We start from the raw sequence: 21,857 nt of genomic DNA on the forward strand, positions 1-21,857 counted from the left end.
GTTGTTTAGCCCCGACTCTTGAGATTGTTGTTGAGTGAGTTGCCCCAGCCCATCCCTTAAAACCCGTTAATTTCACCTTGACGGTAGCCTTTACCTGAGCGATCGCCCTACCGTTTGCCCTTTCGTAGAGATTTCAGAGCCTTTGAGAGACAGCATGAGTATTGGTAAAGTTCGCATTTATGACCTATCAAAAGAGCTCAACCTAGATAATCGAGATTTATTGGCGATCTGTGAACAGTTGGGAATTGCCTATAAAAGTCACAGCAGCACAATTTCCGATGCCGATGCCGATCGCATTCGCGAAGCTGCCAAAACCTATCAACCCCATAGTGCCTCTCCCCGTAAAGTTTCAAAAACACCTCCTCCTGTGAAGAAAGCCCCAGCCCCTCCAAAAACACAGCAAATTGTTGCTGTGCACACTCAACCCCGCTCTGAGATGCCAGAAGCGCCCAAGCCTCAATTACAACAACCTCCCGCTCGTCCCCAGGCACCGCAACCCCCTGCGCCAGTTGCCACCAAGCCAGTGGAACCTGTGGCGCCCAAACCCCCTACACCTCCCGCAAAACCCGAACCGACACCACCGCGTCCAGCGCCTACTTTAGTTCCCCCGCCCGCTCGCCCGACCAAGAAAGTGGAAAAAGTCGCTGCGGCTCCCTCGCCCCGCAAAGAGCTAAAGGAACCCCCTAAAAAAGAAAAAGTGGCGATCGCGCCCGCGAAACCCAGCAGTCAAGATCGCATCGAAATTGTCCAGCGGGCAGTTCCCCCGGTACCCGTCAAGCCCCCGGGAATGGCCCCCAAGCCAGCTTTACCAGAGCTACAACCGCCACCCAAACCCGTTGCCCCAGTCCTGCGGGCACCGAATCCACCGAAGCCCGTCACCGAAACCGTTGAGGTACTCGATGACAAGTCCGCTAGCAAAGTCATCAAAGACCGCCACCGTCACAAAGACTTTGATGATGAGGAAAACAAACGGAAATCCTCCCGCGTCGTCAAGTTGCGCGAAGAAATCATTGACGAAGAGGAAGAACTGGAACTCACCAGCCGTTTGGTCGGGGTACACCAAGTAACGGTCGATGTCAGTCAATCCCTGCAACGGCCACCCAAGCCCAAGGCGCCTCGTCCCGCCCGTCCCATTACACCAGCGGCGAAAACTGAAAAAAGCAGCGAGAAAAAACAACCCCGCCAGCGCGATCGCCGTCATGAAGAGCCAGCCGAAGCACCACCGCCCGATCACATTACGATTGAAGGCCCGATGTCAGTGCAGGAGTTGGCCAGTTTAGTGCGTCGTCCCGAAGCGGAAATCATTAAAATCCTCTTCTTTAAGGGAATTGCCGCCACCATCAACCAAACCCTTGAGATGGAAACGATTGAACTCGTGGCCAAGGAATTGGGGATTACGGTGGAAACGACACAGCACAAAGCCGAGGCCACAAAAGTCACCGAAATGCTCGAGTCGAGCGACCTCGATCACCTGCAACGGCGTCCACCCGTGGTCACAATTATGGGTCACGTGGATCATGGCAAAACCAGCCTTCTCGATGCCATTCGCAATGCCAAAGTTGCCCAAGGGGAAGCAGGCGGCATCACCCAACACATTGGTGCTTACCACGTGGATGTCGAACACAACGGCGAGAAACATCAGGTGGTCTTTCTCGATACCCCTGGTCACGAAGCCTTTACCGCCATGCGGGCACGGGGGGCACGGGTCACCGATATTGCCGTTCTCGTGGTTGCTGCCGATGATGGGGTGCAACCCCAAACCATTGAAGCCATTAGCCACGCCAGGGCAGCTAAAGTGCCGATCATTGTCGCCATTAACAAAATTGACAAAGAGTCTGCCCAACCAGAGCGGGTCAAGCAGGAACTTACCGAATACGGCTTGGTGCCTGAAGAGTGGGGGGGCGACACCATTATGGTGCCCGTCAGTGCCCTGCAACAGCAAAATCTCGATACCCTCCTAGAAATGATCCTGCTCGTCGCTGAAGTGGAGGATCTCTACGCCAATCCCGATCGCCCCGCCAAAGGCACCGTCATTGAAGCCCACTTGGATCGGGCACGGGGACCTGTAGCCACATTGCTGGTACAAAACGGTACCCTGCGGGTCGGCGATATTCTGGTGGCAGGTGCCTGTTTTGGTCGGGTTCGCGCCATGATTGACGATCGCGGACAGCGTGTCGAGGCAGCAACCCCCTCCTTTGCCGTCGAAGTCTTGGGTCTGGCGGATGTCCCTGCTGCCGGGGATGAATTTGAAGTCCTCAGCGATGAAAAAGCCGCCCGTGCCCTTGCGGAGGAGCGAGCCGCCGCTCAACGCCAATCCCGCCTTGCCCAAGCCGCCGCCGCCCGGCGGGTCTCCCTGACCTCGTTGTCCAGTCAAGCCCGCGAAGGGGAACTCAAGGAACTCAATCTCATTCTCAAAGCCGACGTTCAAGGTTCCGTCGAGGCGATTTTGGCGGCTCTCAACCAACTGCCCCAAGATCAAGTACAGTTGCGAGTCTTGTTGGCTGCCCCCGGCGAAATTACCGAAACCGATGTTGACCTTGCCGCCGCCAGTAGTGCCGTTATCATTGGCTTTAATACTACCCTTGCCTCAGGGGCACGCCAAGCGGCTGAGCAGCACAACGTTGATGTCCGCGAATACAACATCATCTATAAGCTCCTCGATGATATTCAAGGGGCAATGGAGGGGATGCTCGAACCCGAACTGGTCGAGGAAGAACTGGGTCAAGCTGAAGTGCGAGCTATCTTCCCCCTCAGCAAAGGGGCTGTGGCCGGTTGTTATGTCCTCAATGGGAAGCTCGTGCGCAACTGCAAAGTACGGGTGCTGCGCCAGCAAAACGTGATTCACACAGGCATCTTGAGTTCGCTCAAACGCATGAAGGATGATGTCCGCGAAGTTGCAGCGGGCTACGAGTGTGGTGTGCGCTTGGAGGATTTTCAGCAATGGCAGGAAGGAGATATTATTTACGCCTTCCAAACAGTGACAAAACGTCGTAGTCTTGGCAGCGGTAGCGATAGAAACTAAACTGAGTCAGAGTTGATCAATTGATAACTCTAAATTCAAGATCAGCCTGATGTGAGGAAAACGCTATGGGACTGCAGCGTCGTACGTTTTTGCACCGTTTGGCGCAGGGGATCGAGGCGATCGCGATCGCCACAGGCAGTAAAACCCTACTCACGGCCTGTGCCGGCAATGTGGATTCGACCTCTGGAACCTCAACTACGGGCACCGTCTCCAGCAATGGCCTACTTAATCCCGGTACATTGGCTTGGGGTGCTGAGGCTATTAGTGGTGCTCCCTACGTTTTTTACGACCCAGTTGATCCCAGTAAGTTGATTGGCTTTGAGGTGGAAATTGCCGACGCGATCGCCCAACTGATGGGGGTCAACGCCGTATTCGTTGCCACCGCCTACGATCAACTGTCCGCAGCCCTTGCCGCCAATCGCTTTGACATGATTCTCAACGGTTGGGAAATCACCACCGATCGCAATCGCACCCAACTCTTTTCCCAGCCCTACTATCGCTATGGTCAACAGATCGTTGTCCGAGCCAATGACCCCCGTTTTGAGCAATACACTGCCACTAGTGAAGTCACACTAGCCAATCTGGCTGGCATGACTGTCGGTACTGGCATTGGCTACAAAGCCCAAGAAATTCTTGAAAGGGACAAAAACCTTAAAACCCGTGCCTACGATGGCAACCTGCCCTTTGATGATCTCGCCCAAGGGCGCATTGATGCCGTGATGCTAGACTATCCGATTGTCGCCTACTACGTTCTTGGCGCCGGTCCAGGGGGCACGGTGAACAATAGCCTGCGCCCAATTGGTGTCCCGATCTTTTTGAATAACTATGTGATTGCCTTTAACAAGAACAACCCCAAAGGAGAAACCCTCAAAACAGAAGTGGATCAAGCCCTCGACATCCTCAAGAAGGACGGCACATTACGCCGCATCTACGAAAAATGGAAAATGTGGAATGATCAACAGACCCAAATTGGTATCGTTTAGGCAGTAGCAACAGACGTAACCCAACCTCTTCGATGGAACTGATCCAAGCTGCCCTGCCCGCCTTTTTGCAGGGGGCACTAAATACACTCATTTACTGTGGCATCTCTTTTCCCTTGGCAGTGTTGCTAGGCATTGTCCTCGCAGCCATGAGCACCTCCCCCTTTCTGTTTCTGCGCTGGCCAGCTCTTGGCTTTATTGAGCTAATGCGCAATACCCCCATGATCACCCAACTGCTCCTGCTCTACTACGGCATCGGTGCAGTATTAGCCCAGATGAATCTCGCGACTTGGGTGAATGCGTGGACAGCAGGGGTGACAGCCCTGGCGCTCAACTATGGCACCTATGAAGCAGAGGTCTTTCGTGCCGGCCTGCAAGCGGTGGATGTGGGTCAACGGGAAGCTGCCCTCTCCCTAGGCATGAGTCAACAACAGGGATTTGTGCGCATCATTTTGCCTCAAGCCATTCAAATTGTGATCCCACCCCTAGTCAATGACTTTATCTACATGCTCAAGGATTCGGCCATTGTCAGTGTGATCGCTGGGGTGGATCTAACCTCGGTGATGCGGGTATGGGTGATTCGCAACAGTAGCAATCCATTTCCCCTCTATGCGCTGGCCTTCATCCTCTACCTGCTGATGAGTTTACCGATCGCGTGGTGGGGACGGCGTTTGGAGCAGCAGCTAAAGGCTAAAATATCCTAAGGTCTGCACATTCTGGAGCCGCTTTCCCTGTGAGCGATCGCCTGCACCTGACCCACTTACCCAGTCTCGCCACAGAACGGGACGGCCAAGATGTCATCCGAGGTCTGACTCAGCAACCCAAGTCCCTTCCCTCCTACTACTTCTACGATGCTGCGGGATCGCGCCTCTTTGAGCAAATCTGTGAGCTGCCAGAATACTACCCCACCCGTACAGAATTGGGCATTTTAGAAACCGCCGCCGGGGCGATCGCCCAACTCACGGGCGCCTGTGAACTCGTGGAACTTGGCAGTGGCAGCGATCGCAAGATTCGCCTTCTCCTATCGGCCTATGCCCACGTACAACCTCGGCTTTACTATCGTCCCATTGATGTCAGTGGCTCGATCCTCAAAACTAGCGCCATGACTCTTCTTGCCGACTATCCCCAGCTCAGTATTCATGGTCTTGTCGGCACCTATCAAGTGGGCTTAGAGCACCTACCCCCCCCCTTGGCACCCCGCCGCTTGCTCTGCTTTCTCGGTAGCACCATTGGCAATCTCTCCCCCAGCGAATGCCAGACCCTTTTTCAACAGATTTATCGGGTTCTTAGGGACGGGGACTATTTCCTGCTGGGCGTAGATCTGATCAAAGACACCAGCATTTTGCTCCCTGCTTACAACGATGCCCAAGGGGTGACGGCTGCTTTTAACCGCAATATCCTCCATCACCTCAACTGGCGCTTTCAAGGAAACTTTCAGCCCGCAGCCTTTGCCCATCGCGCCATCTATAACCCAATTGCCCAGCAAATTGAAATGTATCTCGATTCGCAACAGAGGCAAACCGTTACCTTAGCTGCTCTTGATTTTCTGTGCACTTTTACTGTGGGTGAACCGATTCTCACCGAAATTTCCCGCAAGTTTGATCTTGCTACCCTCAAGGAAGCATTAACGGCTGCTGGATTTCGATGGATCAACGCCTTTACTGATCCTCAGCAGTGGTTTGCCCTCTGCCTCTGCCAGGTTTAGAGCGAAGGCCCTAGGAATAGGTTAGAATCAGGGAGAAAAGCCGCCTTCATGGCTCAGGTTGCGGCGTTGATAGCTCAGCGTGGAAGGATTCTATGCCCATCGGAGTACCCAAAGTCCCCTACCGCATGCCCGGTGAACCCTACACCCAGTGGATTGACATCTACAACCGTCTCTATCGCGAGCGGATTATTTTCCTTGGTAAAGAAGTCGATGATGAGATTGCCAACCAAATTGTGGCGGTGATGCTCTACCTTGACTCCGAAGATCCGGGCAAAGACATCATGCTCTACATCAACTCCCCTGGTGGCTCCGTCACCGCCGGCATGGCAATCTATGACACGATGCAACATATTAAATCCGATGTCGTCACTATTTGTGTGGGTCTGGCTGCCTCGATGGGGTCTTTCCTCCTTGCAGCCGGTACCAAAGGCAAACGGTTGGCACTCCCCCACTCCCGCATCATGATTCACCAGCCCTCTGGCGGTACCCGTGGCCAAGCAACGGACATTGAAATCGAAGCGCGCGAAATTTTACGGGTACGGCGACAACTCAATGAGCTATACGCCTACCATACCGGCCAGCCCCTCGAAAAAATCGAGCGGGATATGGATCGCGACTTCTTCATGTCCGCCGAAGAGGCAAAAAACTACGGCCTGATTGATCGGGTGATTGAGGAGCGTCCCAACTAGTTTGCCTGCCCTAGTGACATAAAAAATTGTTGAAATATTGAGGTTTACTATGTTGCAAATCGTGCAAGCATGCCGTAGGCATTTGCCCAAGCGTACCGTAAGCATTAGCCTATCTGTTAGCAGCTTCTCTCTCCTTGTTGGTGCCCTCATGACATTGGGCACAAGTCAGCCCGTGCGTGCTCAAGCCGCCAGCCCTCTGCCGCCGGAAATGATGAAAACCACGGTTCAGCAAGTGAGTGATTCCCTTGCCAAGTATGTTGCCAGGTCAAGCTGTAGCGACATTGGGAAACTAATCAAAATGTTGCCCACCGAGGGAAGTAGCCCAGCACTCGATCCCAACTCGATCATTGGTGCAGTCATGCTCTCAATTAAAAACAGCCCCGATCTGCAATCCATCATTGCCTCGCGGGTCGGACCACCTTTGATTAGCAAAGCCGTGGAATGCAATATGATTCCCCCTGAACTAATTATGCAGGTGATGAGCCGATAACTGTCACAACTGCAAGGAGAACCCCATGACTTGGCGTGCCACCACCACTGTCCTGGATCGGATTTTTGCCAGCTTGGCGTATTTGCTACCGCTCTTTTACGTTATGCCCTTTGGCGGCTTCTTATTTGAGCTGTTTCCGCCACTGCAAGCACTGGTGTTGGTGGTACTGCCCGTCGCCTTGATCTATTCGATTCCCTTTGCAGGGTTACTTGTTTTTATGCTGTTGTACCTGCTGGTGGTGCGCAACAACCGTGTGAGTCTCTTTATTCGTTACAACACGATGCAGGCACTGCTGATGGGGATTGTGCTGTTTATTGTCCAACTACTGGTACAACTACTGATCCGCGTTGCTAGTTTTGATCTACTGATTAAAGTACTCTTTAACTTTGTCTTTATTGCCACGGTGATTGGCGTCGTTTATGCAGTGATTCAGTCTGTGCGCGGCATCTATGCCGAAATTCCCACGCTGTCGGATGCGACAAAAAGCCAAGTATTCTAGGGGATGCGAGGGAGTCCCTCATCCCGTATGATCAGAAGGTGACGCTACGAAAAACGACAACATCATGGAAACACTCAAAATTACCGTTTATATCGTTGTGACCTTCTTTGTCCTGCTGTTTGTTTTCGGGTTCCTCTCGGGTGACCCAGCTCGTAACCCTAAGCGCAAGGATCTTGAGTAATCCTCGCCAAAGGGGGCGGGCATCGGGTAACGTAACTAGGCAGTGGTCGTGAGGAAGTTTGGCCGTTGTTGTTCTTACCCCTTTTTGCTAGTTTGCCCCCCCCGACACAACCCGCAGAAATTACTGAGGTCAGCGGTGCATCACAAGCGGATTTATTGGGAACAACGGTAGCCCCTGATCTCAGCAGTACAACGCCGGTCATCCCCAGGCCAACACTGGATTTTACAGCCCCCCTCCGCCTTGGGGAGGCCAGGGCAGAAACGCCCGTTGTCCGTGACCAGCCCTTAGAGGTGACGGCCGATCGCCAAGAGTTTGACCTGATACGGCGATTATTTAATGCCATTGGCAATGTTTTCCTCCGATTCAAGGAAGCCGAACTCACTGCCGATCGCATTCAAACCGATATTGACGCCCAAATTCTTGTGGCGGAAGGCAATGTGACGATTAGGCGTGGCGATCAAGTCCTACAGGGCGATCGCTTAGAATACAACCTCAGACTCGATCAAGGCTCCCTCACGAATGCTCGCGGCGTTGTCAATACCGCTAGGGCGGATCAAGATCTGAGCCTGATCAGTTTTCCTAGCCCTCTCCCCGGCCTTGATGAACAGGGCACAGACCCCCAAGCAGAAGTGACGGAAACGTTTGATCGGTTGCGTTTTGAGGCCGATCGCCTAGAATTTGATGGCCGCCGCTGGTTTGCCACCAATCTACGCATAACCAATGATCCCTTTAGTCCCCCGGAACTCGAAGCACGGGCACAGGAAGCCACCGCCGAACCCCTCAGTGCCGATGAAACTCTCCTAGTTGTGCGACAGGGGAGGGTTGTTTTCGATCAACGGGTGGCTTTGCCTATAGTCCTGCGCCGCTTTGTCGTGGGTCGCCCCTATGAAATTCTGCCCTTTGAATTTGGCTATGACGAGCGCGATCGCGGCGGAGTATTTTTGGCCTATCGGTACAGAGCAATCAACACCCCCAATACCCAAATCACCTTCCTGCCATCCATTTATTTAGAACGGATCATCAACAACAACTTTGATGTCTTTGATGCCAAGAGCTACGGGGCGGCGATCGAGCTAGGCCATCGGTTCACTCCCCAGACTCGTGTGCGCGGTTACGGCTTCTTGAATACGCTAAACCCCAGCGACTGGCCGAGTACGTCACGGGCAGGGGCAGACTTGTTCCACACCATTGATGCTCGAAATCTGCTGACGGTTTCTGCCATTTATCGCCAACGGGTTTTTAATCGTTCCCTTGGGGAGCAGGAAATTACGAGTAGCTTTGGAGGCGCGTTTAGGGGTACAAGTATTCCCATAATTCAAGGCCTAGCACTCAGTTATCTTCTGGGAGGTCAATATGTCACGGCTGCCAGTGATGATCCCTCCCTACCCCCCAAGCCAAGCCTAGGTCGTCTTCAAGCTGCTGCAAGTCTTAACTGGGTGATGCCCATTTGGCGGGGTACGCCCTCACCGCCAACGCGAACCCAAGGCCTGCGCTATAGCCCCCGTCCTGTACAACCCTTCTTGCAGTTCTATAGTCAGTTGGGCGGTGTAGCGAACTACTATACCAATGGCAGTACCCAACCCGCGTTAGTTGCAGGGGCAGGTTTTCGGGGTCAAGTGGGTCATTTTTCTCGTAATTGGTTTGACTACACCAGTTTTGATGTGGGATTTACACAGACATTGAGTGAGCCATCCTCCCCCTTTCTCTTTGATCGGATTACTGACTTTAGTGTGCTTAATGTGGGACTGTTGCAGCAGATTTACGGTCCGCTGCGAGCGGGTGCCCAAATGCAGATTAATGTGGACACTGGCACAGTTTTCGATACCAACATTATTGTGGAATATAGCCGTCGCACCTATGGGGTGGTGTTTCGCTATAACCTCGATCGCCAGTTAGCGACAATTCTTTTGCGCATTAATGGGTTTAACTGGCGCGGCAATGCTGATCCCTTGTCCAGTCGCGGACTCGGTAGGGCGACCGATGGTGTGATTCGCTCCAATTAGGATGATTCTTCTATGCCAACACCCAATGTACGTGTTTTTCCGGATTTGGCTGCCCTGACAGCGGCGGCAAAGCAGTTTGTTATTGAGCAGGCCACTGGGGCGATCGCCCAACAGGGGCAATTTACGCTTGCCCTTGCCGGGGGCAACACGCCAAAACCGTTGTATGAAAGCCTTATCTCTGCAGATACCCCCTGGTCACGGTGGCACATTTTTTGGGGGGATGAACGCTATGTGCCCCTTGAGCATCCCGACAGCAATGCGGGGATGGCTTTTCAGGCGTGGCTCAATCATGTACCGATTCCCAAAAACCAGATTCACCCCATGCCAACGGAGGATGCGGATCCCCAGATGGCTGCCGATCGCTATGAGCACATCCTGCGCCAAACCTTTGGCATCCGTGAAGGAGAATTTCCCAGCTTTGATCTGATTTTGCTCGGTATGGGGCCCGATGGCCATACGGCGTCCCTGTTTCCCCACACAGCAGCCCTGACGGTGGGCGATCGCCTGATGACTGTGGGCAACAAAGATGGCCAACCCCGCCTTACCTTCACAGTGCCCCTGATTAACCATGCCCGCCAAATTCTCTTTCTCGTGACCGGTGCCAATAAACAAACTGCCCTGCGCCATATCTTTGCCGGCACGGGTGATCCCCATCTCTATCCGGCACGGCTGATTACTGGCAACGCCCTTTGGTTTTTGGATGAGGCGGCGGCTGAGGGTGTCGTTGAAAACGCCTAGGCGGTGGGTCTGCCCCGTTCGTGAATGGCCTGAATAATTGCAGTATTGGCTTTCGGAAAGGGAAACTGCGCCAAGCCCTCAGGGGTTACCCAACGGATGGCATCGCACCCCAAGGGCTGAGGACTTCCTGAAAGATGCTGGCAGTAGTAAACATGGAGCGTCACCCGAAAATGGGTGTAGGCATGATCAATGTCAATCAAATGCTCACCAACACTAATCTCAATGCCCAATTCCTCACGAATTTCCCGCTGAATACACTCCTGAACTGTCTCATTGGGTTCAATTTTGCCCCCCGGAAATTCCCACAGTCCCCCCAATAGACCCGTTGGTGGCCGCCGATCAATGAGAATCTGACCTGCCGCATTCCAAATCACCGCGACACCAATCTTTTTGTGGGGTAAGGGGGAACGGCTCATTTTGCGAGGAATCTCATGGGTTAACTGGTGGCGATGCGCCAAGCAATGATCTTGCCAAGGACAAGCATGACATAGGGGTTGGCGGGGTGTACAGATCATTGCCCCCAGATCCATCAGGGCTTGATTAAAATCGCGAGGCGATTGGGGACAGAGGAGTTGGGCCGACCACTGCCACAGTTGGGCTTCTGCTTGCTTGGGGGGGATAGTGAGTCCATAGAGACGGGCAAGCACCCGTTTGACATTGCCATCGAGAATCGGCTGTGGCTGATTAAAGGCAGCACTGAGGATCGCACCTGCGGTACTACGACCAATTCCCGGTAATGCCACCACGCCCTCGTAGGTGTGGGGAAATTCACCCCCATGATCGGCCATGATCTGTTGAGCCGCTCGGTGCAAATGGCGTGCCCGTGCGTAGTAGCCCAATCCTTGCCAGAGTTTCAGGACGGTTTCCAAGTCGGCAATGGCTAAGTCGGCGATCCCAGGAAAGGTGGCTAGCCAACGCTGGTAGTAGGGAATCACCGTGGCCACTTGGGTTTGCTGGAGCATGATTTCTGAGACCCAGATGGCGTAGGGATCGCGAGTGTGCCGCCAAGGTAAATCCCGCCCCTGCTGCTGATACCACTGTAAAAGTGCAAAACGAAGGGCAGGTAGTGCATACCCGCCCCCACTGTCCTGTACCGTTGGCATGGGTTATTTGCTGTCTTCGGCTTGGGCAGCCGCTTGGAGCGATCGCTCGAATTCAAGACGTTGCTCGGCACCGCGCAAGAAGTAACCGCTCATCATTGCCGAAGCCAAGAGACGCCCCAGGTGCTCCCGATTCGTGGTAATGGAAACCTCAAACCCCTCCGGTGGCAAGTAGCCCAGCAGGTTACCAATGTGGCGTTCCATCACAATGGCCATTTCCGGCGACGCGGGACGGGACAGGCGAGCCACCACTTCTGCATCCAAACTTTGCAGATAGTTCCAGAGGGAATCAGCACTTTCTTGAAGATTGCGAGGGTTCATGGTTGGCTCCATAGAGTGTCCTCCCAAAAGGTAGTCTGGCCAACAGGTCATCGTGCCTGTGATAGCCTAGTTTTAATCTAGCAAGGGTGAATTTTAGGTGGGGGGTGGGAGAACCGATCTCCCAAGGTCTCATTTTCCGTCCCCGTTTTTACTATTATTTTTAAGTTACTAAGAGTAGGGTTGTTCTTGGTGAATCCATATGACGGAAGGTGATTTGTTTGACCTTGCACCCTACATTGATCATACCCAGCTTGACCCCCTGGCAACCACAGCAGATATTGAACGTTGCTGTGCCGAAGCCGAACAATGGAAATTTGCCACCGTCTGTGTCATGCCCGTATGGGTGAAGACGGCAGTCGAGTTGCTCCATCGCACACCTGTAAAAGTGTGTACTGTTATTGGCTTTCCCAGCGGTGCCCACACCAGTGCCACGAAACTCTATGAGGCGCAGGAGGCGGTTGACAGTGGTGCGACAGAGTTGGATGTGGTCATTAACTTGGGGTGGCTCAAGGAGGGAAACACCGAGGCCGTCTATCGCGATATTGCCCCAATCTGCGCTGAAACGGGGGTGACCGTCAAGGCAATTTTGGAAACCACAGTGCTGACGGCGGAAGAAAAGCAACTGGCGGTGGATATTTGCTTGGATGCTGGGGTGGCTTTCCTGAAAACCAGTACGGGCTGGCGCGGTGGTGCCACGGTTGCGGATGTGCGTCTTCTCAAGCGCCTGAGTCGCGATCGCGTGGGCATTAAGGCCTCTGGCGGCATTCGTACCCGGGAGCAAGCCCTTGAACTCATTGATGCCGGTGCCACCCGCTTGGGCACCTCCCGTAGTCTCGACTTGATGCAGGTTTAGCTATTCACCTGTAATCGCAAGGGGACTCACCCACACGGGCGGACAGCAACCGTAGGGGGTCACTTCAACCTCCGTGCCCAGATGGAGGACGTTTTTCAGCAGGCTGCGGATGTCTCCGGCCACGGTGGCCGCTTCAATGCTGATGGCTTCGCCGTTGCGCAGTAACCAACCGTCAAAGGGCAAGGAAAACGAGCCTTGAAGGGCTTTGACACCGGCGTGCAGAGCATGGAGTTCATCAATCCACACAAGGCCATCGGCGCGATCGCCCCCTTCACCCGCTGGAACATCGTAGAAATGACCACTGACCGTTACCTTTGCCCCTAAGTTGGCATGACCCGTGGGTTGGGTTTGAAAGCGGCGAGCGGTGCCTGCACTGTGGTAGAGACCCGTAAGAATCCCCTGCTCAATTAAAGGGGTGCGGCGGGTGGGAGTCCCTTCGCCATCAAAGAGGGGTTGACCGACATTTTCAGGGTGGCGAGCGTCATCATAGATGCTGAGAAGGGGGCTGGCAATCACCTGATGCAGGGACTCTGGGGTTGAGAGGCTCTGGCGATCTAATATGCTTTGGGCATTAAAGAGATTACTAAAGGCATTGAGCAAGCTGAGGAAGGCGGCGGGCGAAAAAAGAACGGGGTATTGACCCGAAGCAATGGGTTCATAGGCCAAGTGGCGAATGGTTTTCTCGGCCACTTCATCAATGCAGCCTGCAATGTCTAAGTGCTCAAGATCGGGACTGATGCGAATGGCACCGGCACTGCGGGGTTTGCGACCCGCCTCATCGGTTTTGCTGTAGAGATAGAGCGTGGTCGTGGTGGTGGTTTGCTGGCGATTGGCGCCCTCACTGTTGAGATAAAACCGTTCTAACCGCCGCTGACTGAGACCATTGTAGGGCACACTGGCGATCGCTGGGTGGCGTCCCAAGAGGTCTTGTTCCGCAGCAATCAGTTGATCCAAGAGGGTTTTTGCCGGGGCAAGGGGCACATCAGCCGTCGTTCGCGTTGTCTCCCCAAGGGGCGCTGTCGCCAAGGGGCTAAAGTCGGGAATGTCCTCGGTGACGCCAAAGGCACTGGCTTCTTTGGCCATTTCGAGGGCTGTTTCCAGACCGCAATCGTCCAATTGGGTGGTGCTGGCGACCCCTAAGCGACCCGTTGAGTTCCACACCCGCACGGTAATCCCCGATCGCTGGGAGGCCTTCACCTGTTTGGGTTCCCCCTGCTGTACTTGGACACTCACCTCATCCACGTGGGAGCCACCAAGGTCAAATTTCTCAATACCAAGGCGGCGGGCGATCGTCGCGACCCGCTCGTGGAGGGTAGATGTAGGGGTCAAGGTTACCGTCATGGTGTTCGGAGGGATTAATTAACAAATCTTAAAACTATTCTAGCCCTATCCTCGCTGCTGCGAGCGATCGCCAAAGTCGACCAAACCTCATCATTTCTCGCTAAGATTTTTGGAGCAATGTCAGTTACGGGAAAAAATTCATGGTGCAACCATCCCTAGGGATCGATGGTGACGGTGAATGGTTGGGGGGAAAATCACCCCAGTGGTCTGAGCGCCGCGCCCGCCTTGAAGAATTAATTGTGACACTGCGGATTGCCGATGAATTGGCGGCTGGTAAATACTTGATTACCAGTGGCGAATTGGCAGAATTGATGGATGTGCACGCCAGTGCCGTCACCAGTCGCGGTGAAGAATGGACATGGCGCAATTGGCAAATCTCCCGCGTCCGCCGTGAAAGCAACCAAATCCTCTGGCAATTGGAACGCATTGATGTTGCCAAAGAGCAGTCCTCAGAATTGCCGCCCACCTAGTTTGCGAGCGAACCATGGATCTGGAATTTCCCCTTGAGTGTTTTGAATACGATTTGAGTGCCACCGCCCTAGCCCATTTTCTCAATGCCGATCAGTTGGCCGTGGATACGGAAACCATGGGCTTGAATATCCCCCGCGATCGCCTGTGTCTGGTGCAGGTGTGTGACCCCGAGGGGCAAGTAGCCGTCGTCAAGATTGGTCGCGGCCAAGCCGAAGCCCCCCACCTTCAGCAACTCCTAGAGCACCCCCGCATTACCAAAATCTTTCACTATGCCCGCTTTGATCTGGCCACATTGCGCTACCACTTGGGGATCCGTGTTCATCCCGTCTTCTGTACGAAAATTGCCAGCAAGATTGCCCGCACCTATTCCCCCCGCCACGGCCTTAAGGATTTGGTTCTGGATTTGCTGGGGATAGAAATTGACAAATCGGCTCAAAGCTCCGACTGGGGCAATGCGATGGCACTGCGGGAAGATCAACTGCGGTATGCGGCCAATGATGTGCGCTATCTGATTCCCTTACGGCAGCAACTCACGGCAATGCTGAAACGGGAAGAACGCTTTGAGTTAGTGCAAACGGCGCTGAGTTGTCTACCCGCGATCGTCGATCTGGATTTAGCGGGGTACACTCAAGTCTTTGAGCACGGCTAGAAACGCGTCAATGGTCAAAACAGAAGTTGGCTGGCGACGCTGACACCGCTCATTGAAGGCACACTCATGGCAGTATTCCCGCATCTGGGCGGGGGGCACTTGGGGCAAATCCTGTCCTTGCTCATAGGCTTGCAGCCACTGGCGCAGTTGGTTAAGGCACTGCTCTAGGGTGTGGTGGATTTGCTGGTGGATTGCCTCACTGTAGGAAAAGGTGTAGAAATTTGCTCCCTTCTCTCCTTGGGCAAACCAGTAGGTCATGGCAATCTGGCTGGGGAGATAGGAACTAGTGGCTGCCAGGAGATAGCAGTACAGGCGAGTCTGCCAATGATGGCTTAGGGTTTTTGGGGCGGGCAGGCGGGCATAGGTTTTCCAGTCGAGGATCTGCGCTTGCCCCTGGCCAAAAATCACGTAGTCATAAACGCCCACAAGGGTAAACTCCTGCCAGCCCAGACTGCGCACGTGCTCTGCTTCTCCTTGACCCTCAATCATGGGCGGCGGCATGGTTTGAAAGGCCGCAAACCACGGTTGTAATTCCGGCTGCGCCTCAAGAATTGGGTGGATATCGAGTCCTTGAAAGTGCTGTTGCATCAGGCGGTGGAAGTCGCGACCCCGCTTTTGGGCAGTGGTTTCCGTTAATTGTGTGGCCTCTGGCAGCATCAAGCTGTCGAGATAGCGGTACTGGTATTGCCGTGGACAGGTTTGTAATGTGCGTAAATGGGCTTGGGAAAGTTGCATGGCCTAGATCCAACCCAATAGTGTCATGAGGCCGTAGAGGATCCATAGTGTAGCAACTACAACTGCCCAATAGGGGGCAGCCCAAGATTGCTTTTGCTGTAAATCCGGGGAGTGCCACTCACTCACCTCAACAAAGGGAACTGTCCCACGTCGAAACCAACCGCGTACCACCAGCGATCGCCCCACCAAGGTTTTCAGATAGGCGGGCTCAAGGATTGGCCAAATCGGCCCCCAAGCTCTATGGCAGCGCAGGGGAAACAAGCCCTGATCTGTCTCCAGCCACAGGTGCTGTCCTAGACCATTGCGCAAGCCCGTCACTGCCCCTAAATGCCCCTTTAGCTCGGCAACGGGACTATTGAGGGGCAAAAGACGATGGAGAAGCTGACCCAAGGTGTAAGTTTTGGGGGGCCGAGGAGGGTAGTAGGCGTTCAAGCGTAAAAAGAGACCTAACCCAATGCCAAGGGGAATAAAGCCCCGTGCCAAGGTTAACCCATCCGCCAACCACCACAGAGGAAAGGCGATTGTGCCCGCCCGCAGCGCAAATTGACCAACCCCCGTGAGGATGAGTGTGAGCCCAAAGCCAGCGATCGCCCCCCAGAAGGGAGCCAGTTGTTGCCAAGCCCGTTGACAGCGAAGGGAGGGAGCAGAGGTCAGGGAAAGCAGGGGTTCCAGTCGCCATTGCCGCGCATAGGTCATCAGGGCTTGCAGGCGCAGTCCAAGGGGACGATGGGAGGAGGTCAAGCGAAACCAATATCGCAGGGGATGGGCGGTATCCCAGCGGATCAACGTTGGCCAATCGAGGGGTTGATTTCCCCACAGGGCGGCTTGGGTTGGATTGAGGGGCAGGAGCAGGCGCAAGGATTCTAAGGGAGCACCGATTTCCCCCTGGGCACGCACCGTCGTTGCTGTGGCTTCCATAAGGCGAAACCAAGCCATGACAAGGGTATTGGGATTACCGATCAAGGCTGCCCCTTCGCGATCGCTATAGTAGTGCCGCAATTGATTGCTCCAAAAGCAGAGCATCTCCAGCCCACGAAAGAGGAGGTAACTCCCTTGACCCACCATGGCACAGAGGAGATAGAGAGTACCCCTGATGATCCACTGTCCCCAGTGCTTGCCATAGGGAGGTGCCAAGCGATCGCCCCAACAACTACACCAACTGTAAAGGTCATAGGGTAGTTGCAACAGCAGTACAAGGGGGGTCACTAGCGTATTCAGCCCCAGCCGCAGTTGGGTCATTTCAGTGGCCATTAAAGCCAACAGTTCCTCACTAGAGAGCGATCGCAACAGACCTTCGCTAACAATGATGCGGCGCTGCCAGCGTCCATAGCTAAAAATGATCGGTACTGCCGTCATCAAGCAGCCTATTTGGGGACGGGGTTGCCACCATGACCACGGCAAACGCCCCAAGAGCATCACCGTTTCGGGACTATACTCCTCAAGTTCTCCGAGACTAACCGGACGCAAACCATAACGGGCACGCAATCGCCACGACCACAGCCAACTACCACCACTGAGTAGCCCCAGCCCCAAACAGCCCAGCAAAAACCACGCCATCACCCCTTCCCAGCCCCGCAGGAGTGCCAGTTGATCATTCCCATAGCTAAGGAGACCAGCAATCACCCCTTGGAGCAGCCCTTGCAGCAGCCAGGCAATCAGTAGCAGTGTTGCCCCCTGACTCAGCCAAAGATAGATGCGAGGCACCCGCCGCAGTTGTACGGGCGGATTGGTACCCGTTGCCGCAACAAACAGAAGATGGGGCGAGGTCGGTTCCTCTTCGCGATAGCGTTCTAACTCTGGTAGATACTTTTGTGCCCAGGCCTGAAGCGGCGGCAGGGACGATCGCGCCAAAAGTTGACATAGATCAATGGCCTCTTGCCACTGGTGGGTGTGGGCATAGGCTTTAATCAGGTGCAGATGAGCCTTTAGACCTTCGCGGCGTTGACCGTGGCTGGCAATAACTGCTTTGAAGGCGGCGATCGCCAGTTGATAATCTCCACGATTAAAGGCCGCTAAACCGGCAACGTAGCGAGGATCTAGGCGAAAATCGGATTCTGGATCGGCCATACTTGAGTATTCCCCAGTTCACGGCTGCTGGCTACCACCGAGGGCGTGGGCTTTCAAATCCTCCAGGGAGACATACTCAAGGGCACTGACATGGGTTGCTTCCAGAATTACTGGGGGAGCTACGCCTGCTTCGAGGGCTTCACGCCAACGGGAGGCACACAGACACCAGCGATCGCCCGGTTTCAACCCCGGAAATTGATAGGCGGGCACCGGCGTCGAAAGATCATTCCCACGGGAACGGGTAAATGTGAGGAATTCTGCGGTCATTTCAGCACAGACCACATGGGCACCGACATCCCCCGCCCCCGTCCGACAAAAACCATCGCGATAGAATCCTGTGAGTGGATTTTGACAGCAGCACTCTAAGGGTCTTCCCAACACATTCATTGCCGTCATAAACCAATGTCCCCAAGTCATCAACCTAAGTTTAGCTATAGCATAGGAGTTTTCCCAATGTTCCTATAGCAAACCAACCAATCCTTCACGAATGAGTTAAACTAGGAAGCAGTGTAGCTACGAAAATATTTGACCTATGCCTAGTGTTGTTCCCCAAGAGCGGCAGCAGGTTATTCGCAAGCACTATCCCAACTACAAAGTCATTGTCCTCAACGATGACTTCAATACGTTTCAGCACGTGGCTGCCTGTTTGATGAAATACATTCCCAATATGACCAGCGATCGCGCGTGGGAATTAACGAATCAAGTTCATTACGAAGGCCAAGCCATTGTTTGGGTGGGTCCTCAAGAACAGGCAGAACTGTACCATGAGCAACTTTTGCGGGCGGGTCTGACAATGGCACCCCTTGAACCCGAATAGGCATTGCCCTTTGTAAAGCTTGTTATCACGGCTATTAAAAACTTTGAATCCTGTTACCTTTCTTCATATGTCAGGATAAAAGGTAGTTTCAAAGATTGAGGAACTGCCTATGGCCGTCACTACGCCCAAACGTCCACCGCGCTTAACGCTTCAGGTGTTGGACATTGCCCCTGAGACGACGGCAATTCGCTGCCTAGATTGGGATCGCGATCGCTTTGATATTGAGTTTGCCCTTGAAAATGGCACCACCTACAACTCCTTTGTGATCAAAGGGGAACAGATTGCTCTCGTAGATACTTCCCATGCCAAGTTTGGCGATCGCTACCTCGAGCAACTCTGGCAATTGGTGAACCCCAGTGACTTGGACTATCTCATCGTCAGCCACACCGAACCCGACCACAGTGGCCTCGTCAAGGACGTATTGGCAAAAGCTCCCCATGTAACCGTGGTGGCCTCGAAGGTGGCATTGCAGTTTCTTGGGGATTTGATCCATCAGCCCTTTAGTCAGCGGCAGGTGAAAAATGGCGATCGCCTTGATTTAGGCAAAGGGCACGTTCTTGAATTTGTCATGGCACCCAATCTCCACTGGCCAGATACGATCCTCACATTTGATCACGGCACCCAGACCCTCTTTACCTGCGATGTTTTTGGTGCCCACTTCTGCAATGACGATCCCTTTGACACCGAGCCAGAACTGCTGGAGCCAGATTTCAAGTTCTACTATGACTGTCTCATGGGGCCCAATGCCCGCTCAGTCCTCTCCGCCTTCAAACGCTTGGAACCCCTGCCCCCCGTGCAACTGGTCGCCACAGGTCATGGTCCGCTGCTGCGCCATCATCTGGATCAGTGGCTAGATTCCTACCGCAACTGGAGTCAAGAACAGGCCAAAGCGGCAACAACGGTGGCCATTTTCTACGCCGCTAACTATGGTTATGCCAATGCTCTCGCAGAGGCGATCGAACGGGGAGCCGCCAAAACGGGCGTGGTGGTTGAAAAAATGGATCTGCTCACCGCTGAACCCCAAGATATTCGCGAACTTACCGAGATTGCCGCTGGAATTATTATCGGTACACCACCCACTACTGCCGTTGCCAAAACTGCCCTGAGCACGATTCGTGCGGCCGCCCATGCCAAACAGGCGATTGGGGTCTTTGAAAGTGGTGTGGCCGATGCTGAACCCGCCTATCCCCTACTCAACCAGTTCCGGGATGCCGGTTTGACGCCCTCGTTTCCTGTGATTCGGGTAACAGCAACTCCCACCGATGCCCTCTTTCAAGAGGCTGAAGAAGCGGGTACCGACATGGGTCAATGGCTGTTGCGCGATCGCACCGTCAAGCAGATGAAGGCTTTGGATACCGACTTGGACAAAGCCCTTGGGCGACTAAGCGGTGGTCTCTACATTATCACAGCCCAAAAGGGTGCCATTAACAGTGCCATGTTGGCCTCTTGGGTGGCACAGGCCAGTACCGAACCGCTGGGGGTTTCCATTGCGGTGGCCAAAGATCGTGCCATTGAGTCTTTCCTGCATGTGGGGGATACCTTTGTCCTCAATGTTCTCGAAGAGGAAAATTATCAGCCCCTGATGCGCCACTTCCTGAAACGCTTCCCACCGGGCGCCGATCGCTTTGCCCATGTGAAAACCTATCCTGCGAATAACGGCAGTCCGATTTTGGCCGATGCCCTTGCCTACATGGAATGCACAGTGGTCAGCCGTCTTGATGCCCACGATCACTGGATTGTCTATAGCACCGTTGACAGTGGCCGCGTCTCGAAACCCGATGGTATGACCGCCGTTCACCATCGCAAAGTGGGGAACCATTACTAAACTTGGGCACTCAGGCGATCGCCCCTTATCCAAAGTGCGCTAGACTAGGTTTGCTGCGGACGTGGCGGAATTGGCAGACGCGCTAGATTTAGGTTCTAGTACCGCAAGGTGTGTGGGTTCAAGTCCCTCCGTCCGCATTCAAAAGATCAGCAATTGAGTTGCAAAGTTGACAGCTAAGAAAGGATTGGCAACTAGCCTCCCTTAGACCATCTTTAGAATTCTTTAGAATTCCTTGAATTCAAGATTCTAGAAAAATGGACACAACTGGACTCGAACCAGTGACCCCCACGATGTCAACGTGGTGCTCTAACCAACTGAGCTATGCGTCCTCGGAATTACTAATATACCATACATGGGCTTAGGTTTTGAGCAATTTGACCGTCACATTTGTATCAGTGCGATCGCTCAAGGAGCGGCTGGCCACCCCTAAAATGACGGGTTCAGTTACCCCCGGTTCAGGGTGCACAACGGTACGCGCGATCACCGTCAGGCGATCGCCCCCTCGGCCAAGCCGTCCCAAGGAAAACAAATCATTAGCCGCCTGTACCAGCGTTGCTTCAAGGGTACTGCGCTCAATGTCGGGAGGCACGGTGATGACCACTTGCGTTGCCCCATTGTCATAGACGAGGGTGTATTTGCTGGCACCGGGCACCGGAGAGTGGACAATCGGCACAATACTCAGGGCAAAGAGTCCCACCGTCACAACCCCGAGAAAGCCCGTAATCCCAACAAAGCGAAAGCGTACACCCCAGCGAAAAACAAATGTGAGTGCGGTTAAGCCAGCCATGACAAGGGTAGCAATGCCAGCCCAGCGGCTATAGGTGGCAAAATCAGCGGGGGTCAGCACTACTCTTCCTCCTCATTACTGACAAAACCATTTACAGAGGTTGGATCCTGCTGCAACGCTGCCCGTAGGGTATGCCATGTCAATGTGGCACACTTAATCCGCACCGGGAACTGAGCCACCCCCTGCATTACATTGAGCTTGCGAAACTCCCGAGGGAACTCAAACTGCCCCTTCATCATGGCTTGGAACTGCTCCACCATTTGCAGGGCACGACTCACGGGTTGCCCCCGCAGGGCATCGGCCATCAAATCCGCTGAGGCCATGGCGATCGCGCAGCCTTCCCCCTCAAACTGAATATCCTGAATGATGGTCTCCCCCTGCTCATTGGTGCCTAGGGCAACAGTTAAATCAATTGTGTCGCCACAGGAGGGGTTATGTCCCCGCTGCTGACGATCCACAGGCTGGGTGCGGCCACGGTGGCGGGGTTTCTTGTAGTGCTCCAGAATGACTTGCTGGTAGAGGGTGCGGAGATTATCAAGAGACATTTAGAATACTCTATACTCAGTGCATTTCCTCAAGGTTTT

Annotated in this window: 23 protein-coding genes and 2 tRNA genes; 16 read left to right on the forward strand and 9 right to left on the reverse strand. The window is 54.0% G+C overall.

Annotated features, from left to right (window positions below; all coding sequences use genetic code 11):
* Positions 1–154: 154 nt before the first annotated feature.
* The 10 genes from infB to pgl all read left to right on the forward strand — a co-directional run bounded on the left by infB (position 155) and on the right by pgl (position 10,307).
* The gene (gene infB / locus IGQ15_RS00115) at positions 155–3,022 is read left to right on the forward strand and encodes a translation initiation factor IF-2 (protein WP_297047388.1); all 2,868 of its coding nucleotides are present in this window, start codon (positions 155–157) and stop codon (positions 3,020–3,022) included.
* A gap of 65 nt (positions 3,023–3,087) precedes the next feature.
* Positions 3,088–4,005 carry an ABC transporter substrate-binding protein gene (locus IGQ15_RS00120; RefSeq protein ID WP_297047391.1) on the forward strand — a complete coding sequence of 306 codons (918 nt, stop codon included), beginning with the start codon at positions 3,088–3,090 and terminating at the stop codon, positions 4,003–4,005.
* Between the two features lie 32 nt (positions 4,006–4,037).
* Complete coding sequence (locus tag IGQ15_RS00125) at positions 4,038–4,706, forward strand: amino acid ABC transporter permease (protein ID WP_297047394.1); 669 nt, start codon at positions 4,038–4,040, stop codon at positions 4,704–4,706.
* Between the two features lie 29 nt (positions 4,707–4,735).
* Positions 4,736–5,707 carry an L-histidine N(alpha)-methyltransferase gene (egtD, locus tag IGQ15_RS00130; protein WP_297047397.1) on the forward strand — a complete coding sequence of 324 codons (972 nt, stop codon included), beginning with the start codon at positions 4,736–4,738 and terminating at the stop codon, positions 5,705–5,707.
* 92 nt (positions 5,708–5,799) lie between these two features.
* The gene (locus tag IGQ15_RS00135; protein WP_297047399.1) at positions 5,800–6,396 is read left to right on the forward strand and encodes an ATP-dependent Clp protease proteolytic subunit; all 597 of its coding nucleotides are present in this window, start codon (positions 5,800–5,802) and stop codon (positions 6,394–6,396) included.
* A 148-nt stretch (positions 6,397–6,544) separates the two neighbouring features.
* Positions 6,545–6,886, forward strand: a complete 342-nt coding sequence (locus IGQ15_RS00140) for a hypothetical protein (protein ID WP_297047402.1) — start codon at positions 6,545–6,547, stop codon at positions 6,884–6,886.
* Between the two features lie 25 nt (positions 6,887–6,911).
* Positions 6,912–7,385, forward strand: a complete 474-nt coding sequence (locus tag IGQ15_RS00145; RefSeq protein WP_297047404.1) for a Tic20 family protein — start codon at positions 6,912–6,914, stop codon at positions 7,383–7,385.
* Positions 7,386–7,449: 64 nt separating this feature from the next.
* Positions 7,450–7,566: a photosystem II reaction center protein I gene (locus IGQ15_RS00150; protein ID WP_011056917.1), complete on the forward strand. Its 117-nt coding sequence runs from the start codon at positions 7,450–7,452 to the stop codon at positions 7,564–7,566.
* A gap of 68 nt (positions 7,567–7,634) precedes the next feature.
* A complete protein-coding gene (locus tag IGQ15_RS00155) occupies positions 7,635–9,569 on the forward strand; it encodes a DUF3769 domain-containing protein (RefSeq protein WP_297047410.1) in 1,935 nt (644 codons plus the stop codon).
* A gap of 12 nt (positions 9,570–9,581) precedes the next feature.
* Positions 9,582–10,307, forward strand: coding sequence for a 6-phosphogluconolactonase (gene pgl, locus IGQ15_RS00160; protein WP_297047413.1), 726 nt, complete (start codon positions 9,582–9,584; stop codon positions 10,305–10,307).
* Here the strand turns inward: pgl and mutY are convergent.
* Positions 10,304–11,410, reverse strand: a complete 1,107-nt coding sequence (mutY, locus tag IGQ15_RS00165; protein WP_297047416.1) for an A/G-specific adenine glycosylase — start codon at positions 11,408–11,410, stop codon at positions 10,304–10,306. The two genes, pgl and mutY, sit on opposite strands and share 4 nt — an antisense overlap.
* A 3-nt stretch (positions 11,411–11,413) precedes the next feature.
* Complete coding sequence (locus IGQ15_RS00170) at positions 11,414–11,728, reverse strand: DUF760 domain-containing protein (protein WP_225871774.1); 315 nt, start codon at positions 11,726–11,728, stop codon at positions 11,414–11,416.
* Between the two features lie 199 nt (positions 11,729–11,927).
* On the opposite strand from IGQ15_RS00170, the gene deoC reads away from it, so the two are divergent.
* Entirely contained in the window at positions 11,928–12,581 is a 654-nt protein-coding gene (deoC, locus tag IGQ15_RS00175; RefSeq protein WP_297047420.1) for a deoxyribose-phosphate aldolase, read from the forward strand.
* Here deoC and IGQ15_RS00180 read toward each other — a convergent pair whose 3' ends face one another.
* Complete coding sequence (locus IGQ15_RS00180; RefSeq protein WP_297047423.1) at positions 12,582–13,922, reverse strand: TldD/PmbA family protein; 1,341 nt, start codon at positions 13,920–13,922, stop codon at positions 12,582–12,584.
* Positions 13,923–14,062: 140 nt separating this feature from the next.
* Here IGQ15_RS00180 and IGQ15_RS00185 point away from each other — a divergent pair, with 140 nt between their 5' ends.
* A complete protein-coding gene (locus tag IGQ15_RS00185) occupies positions 14,063–14,392 on the forward strand; it encodes a hypothetical protein (RefSeq protein ID WP_297047426.1) in 330 nt (109 codons plus the stop codon).
* Positions 14,393–14,406: 14 nt separating this feature from the next.
* On the forward strand, positions 14,407–15,042 hold the full coding sequence (locus tag IGQ15_RS00190) for a ribonuclease H-like domain-containing protein (protein WP_297047428.1): 636 nt from the start codon (positions 14,407–14,409) through the stop codon (positions 15,040–15,042).
* Here the strand turns inward: IGQ15_RS00190 and IGQ15_RS00195 are convergent.
* From IGQ15_RS00195 to IGQ15_RS00205, 3 genes are read right to left on the reverse strand one after another with little or no spacing between them, the layout of a single operon-like run.
* The gene (locus IGQ15_RS00195) at positions 15,007–15,777 is read right to left on the reverse strand and encodes a PD-(D/E)XK nuclease family protein (protein ID WP_297047430.1); all 771 of its coding nucleotides are present in this window, start codon (positions 15,775–15,777) and stop codon (positions 15,007–15,009) included. The two genes, IGQ15_RS00190 and IGQ15_RS00195, sit on opposite strands and share 36 nt — an antisense overlap.
* A gap of 3 nt (positions 15,778–15,780) precedes the next feature.
* The gene (locus tag IGQ15_RS00200; protein ID WP_297047434.1) at positions 15,781–17,844 is read right to left on the reverse strand and encodes a zinc metalloprotease HtpX; all 2,064 of its coding nucleotides are present in this window, start codon (positions 17,842–17,844) and stop codon (positions 15,781–15,783) included.
* A gap of 18 nt (positions 17,845–17,862) precedes the next feature.
* Positions 17,863–18,240 carry a DUF2237 domain-containing protein gene (locus tag IGQ15_RS00205; RefSeq protein WP_297047437.1) on the reverse strand — a complete coding sequence of 126 codons (378 nt, stop codon included), beginning with the start codon at positions 18,238–18,240 and terminating at the stop codon, positions 17,863–17,865.
* A 136-nt stretch (positions 18,241–18,376) separates the two neighbouring features.
* Here IGQ15_RS00205 and clpS point away from each other — a divergent pair, with 136 nt between their 5' ends.
* The 3 genes from clpS to IGQ15_RS00220 all read left to right on the forward strand — a co-directional run bounded on the left by clpS (position 18,377) and on the right by IGQ15_RS00220 (position 20,623).
* On the forward strand, positions 18,377–18,661 hold the full coding sequence (gene clpS, locus IGQ15_RS00210; protein ID WP_181495524.1) for an ATP-dependent Clp protease adapter ClpS: 285 nt from the start codon (positions 18,377–18,379) through the stop codon (positions 18,659–18,661).
* 109 nt (positions 18,662–18,770) lie between these two features.
* Positions 18,771–20,486, forward strand: coding sequence for a diflavin flavoprotein (locus tag IGQ15_RS00215; RefSeq protein WP_297047441.1), 1,716 nt, complete (start codon positions 18,771–18,773; stop codon positions 20,484–20,486).
* A 55-nt stretch (positions 20,487–20,541) separates the two neighbouring features.
* A tRNA-Leu gene (locus IGQ15_RS00220) sits at positions 20,542–20,623 on the forward strand.
* Between the two features lie 118 nt (positions 20,624–20,741).
* Here the strand turns inward: IGQ15_RS00220 and IGQ15_RS00225 are convergent.
* From IGQ15_RS00225 to sufU, 3 genes are all read right to left on the reverse strand, one after another.
* Positions 20,742–20,815: transfer RNA gene (locus IGQ15_RS00225), tRNA-Val, on the reverse strand.
* A 29-nt stretch (positions 20,816–20,844) separates the two neighbouring features.
* The gene (locus IGQ15_RS00230) at positions 20,845–21,333 is read right to left on the reverse strand and encodes a Ycf51 family protein (protein ID WP_297047444.1); all 489 of its coding nucleotides are present in this window, start codon (positions 21,331–21,333) and stop codon (positions 20,845–20,847) included.
* Positions 21,333–21,818 carry a Fe-S cluster assembly sulfur transfer protein SufU gene (gene sufU / locus IGQ15_RS00235; RefSeq protein ID WP_297047446.1) on the reverse strand — a complete coding sequence of 162 codons (486 nt, stop codon included), beginning with the start codon at positions 21,816–21,818 and terminating at the stop codon, positions 21,333–21,335. The genes IGQ15_RS00230 and sufU overlap by 1 nt, the downstream gene beginning before the upstream one ends.
* Positions 21,819–21,857 lie beyond the last annotated feature (39 nt).

Origin of the sequence: Thermosynechococcus sp. M98_K2018_005 (genome assembly GCF_015295825.1) — a bacterium.
In the GTDB taxonomy this organism is placed as follows: Bacteria; Cyanobacteriota; Cyanobacteriia; order Thermosynechococcales; family Thermosynechococcaceae; genus Thermosynechococcus.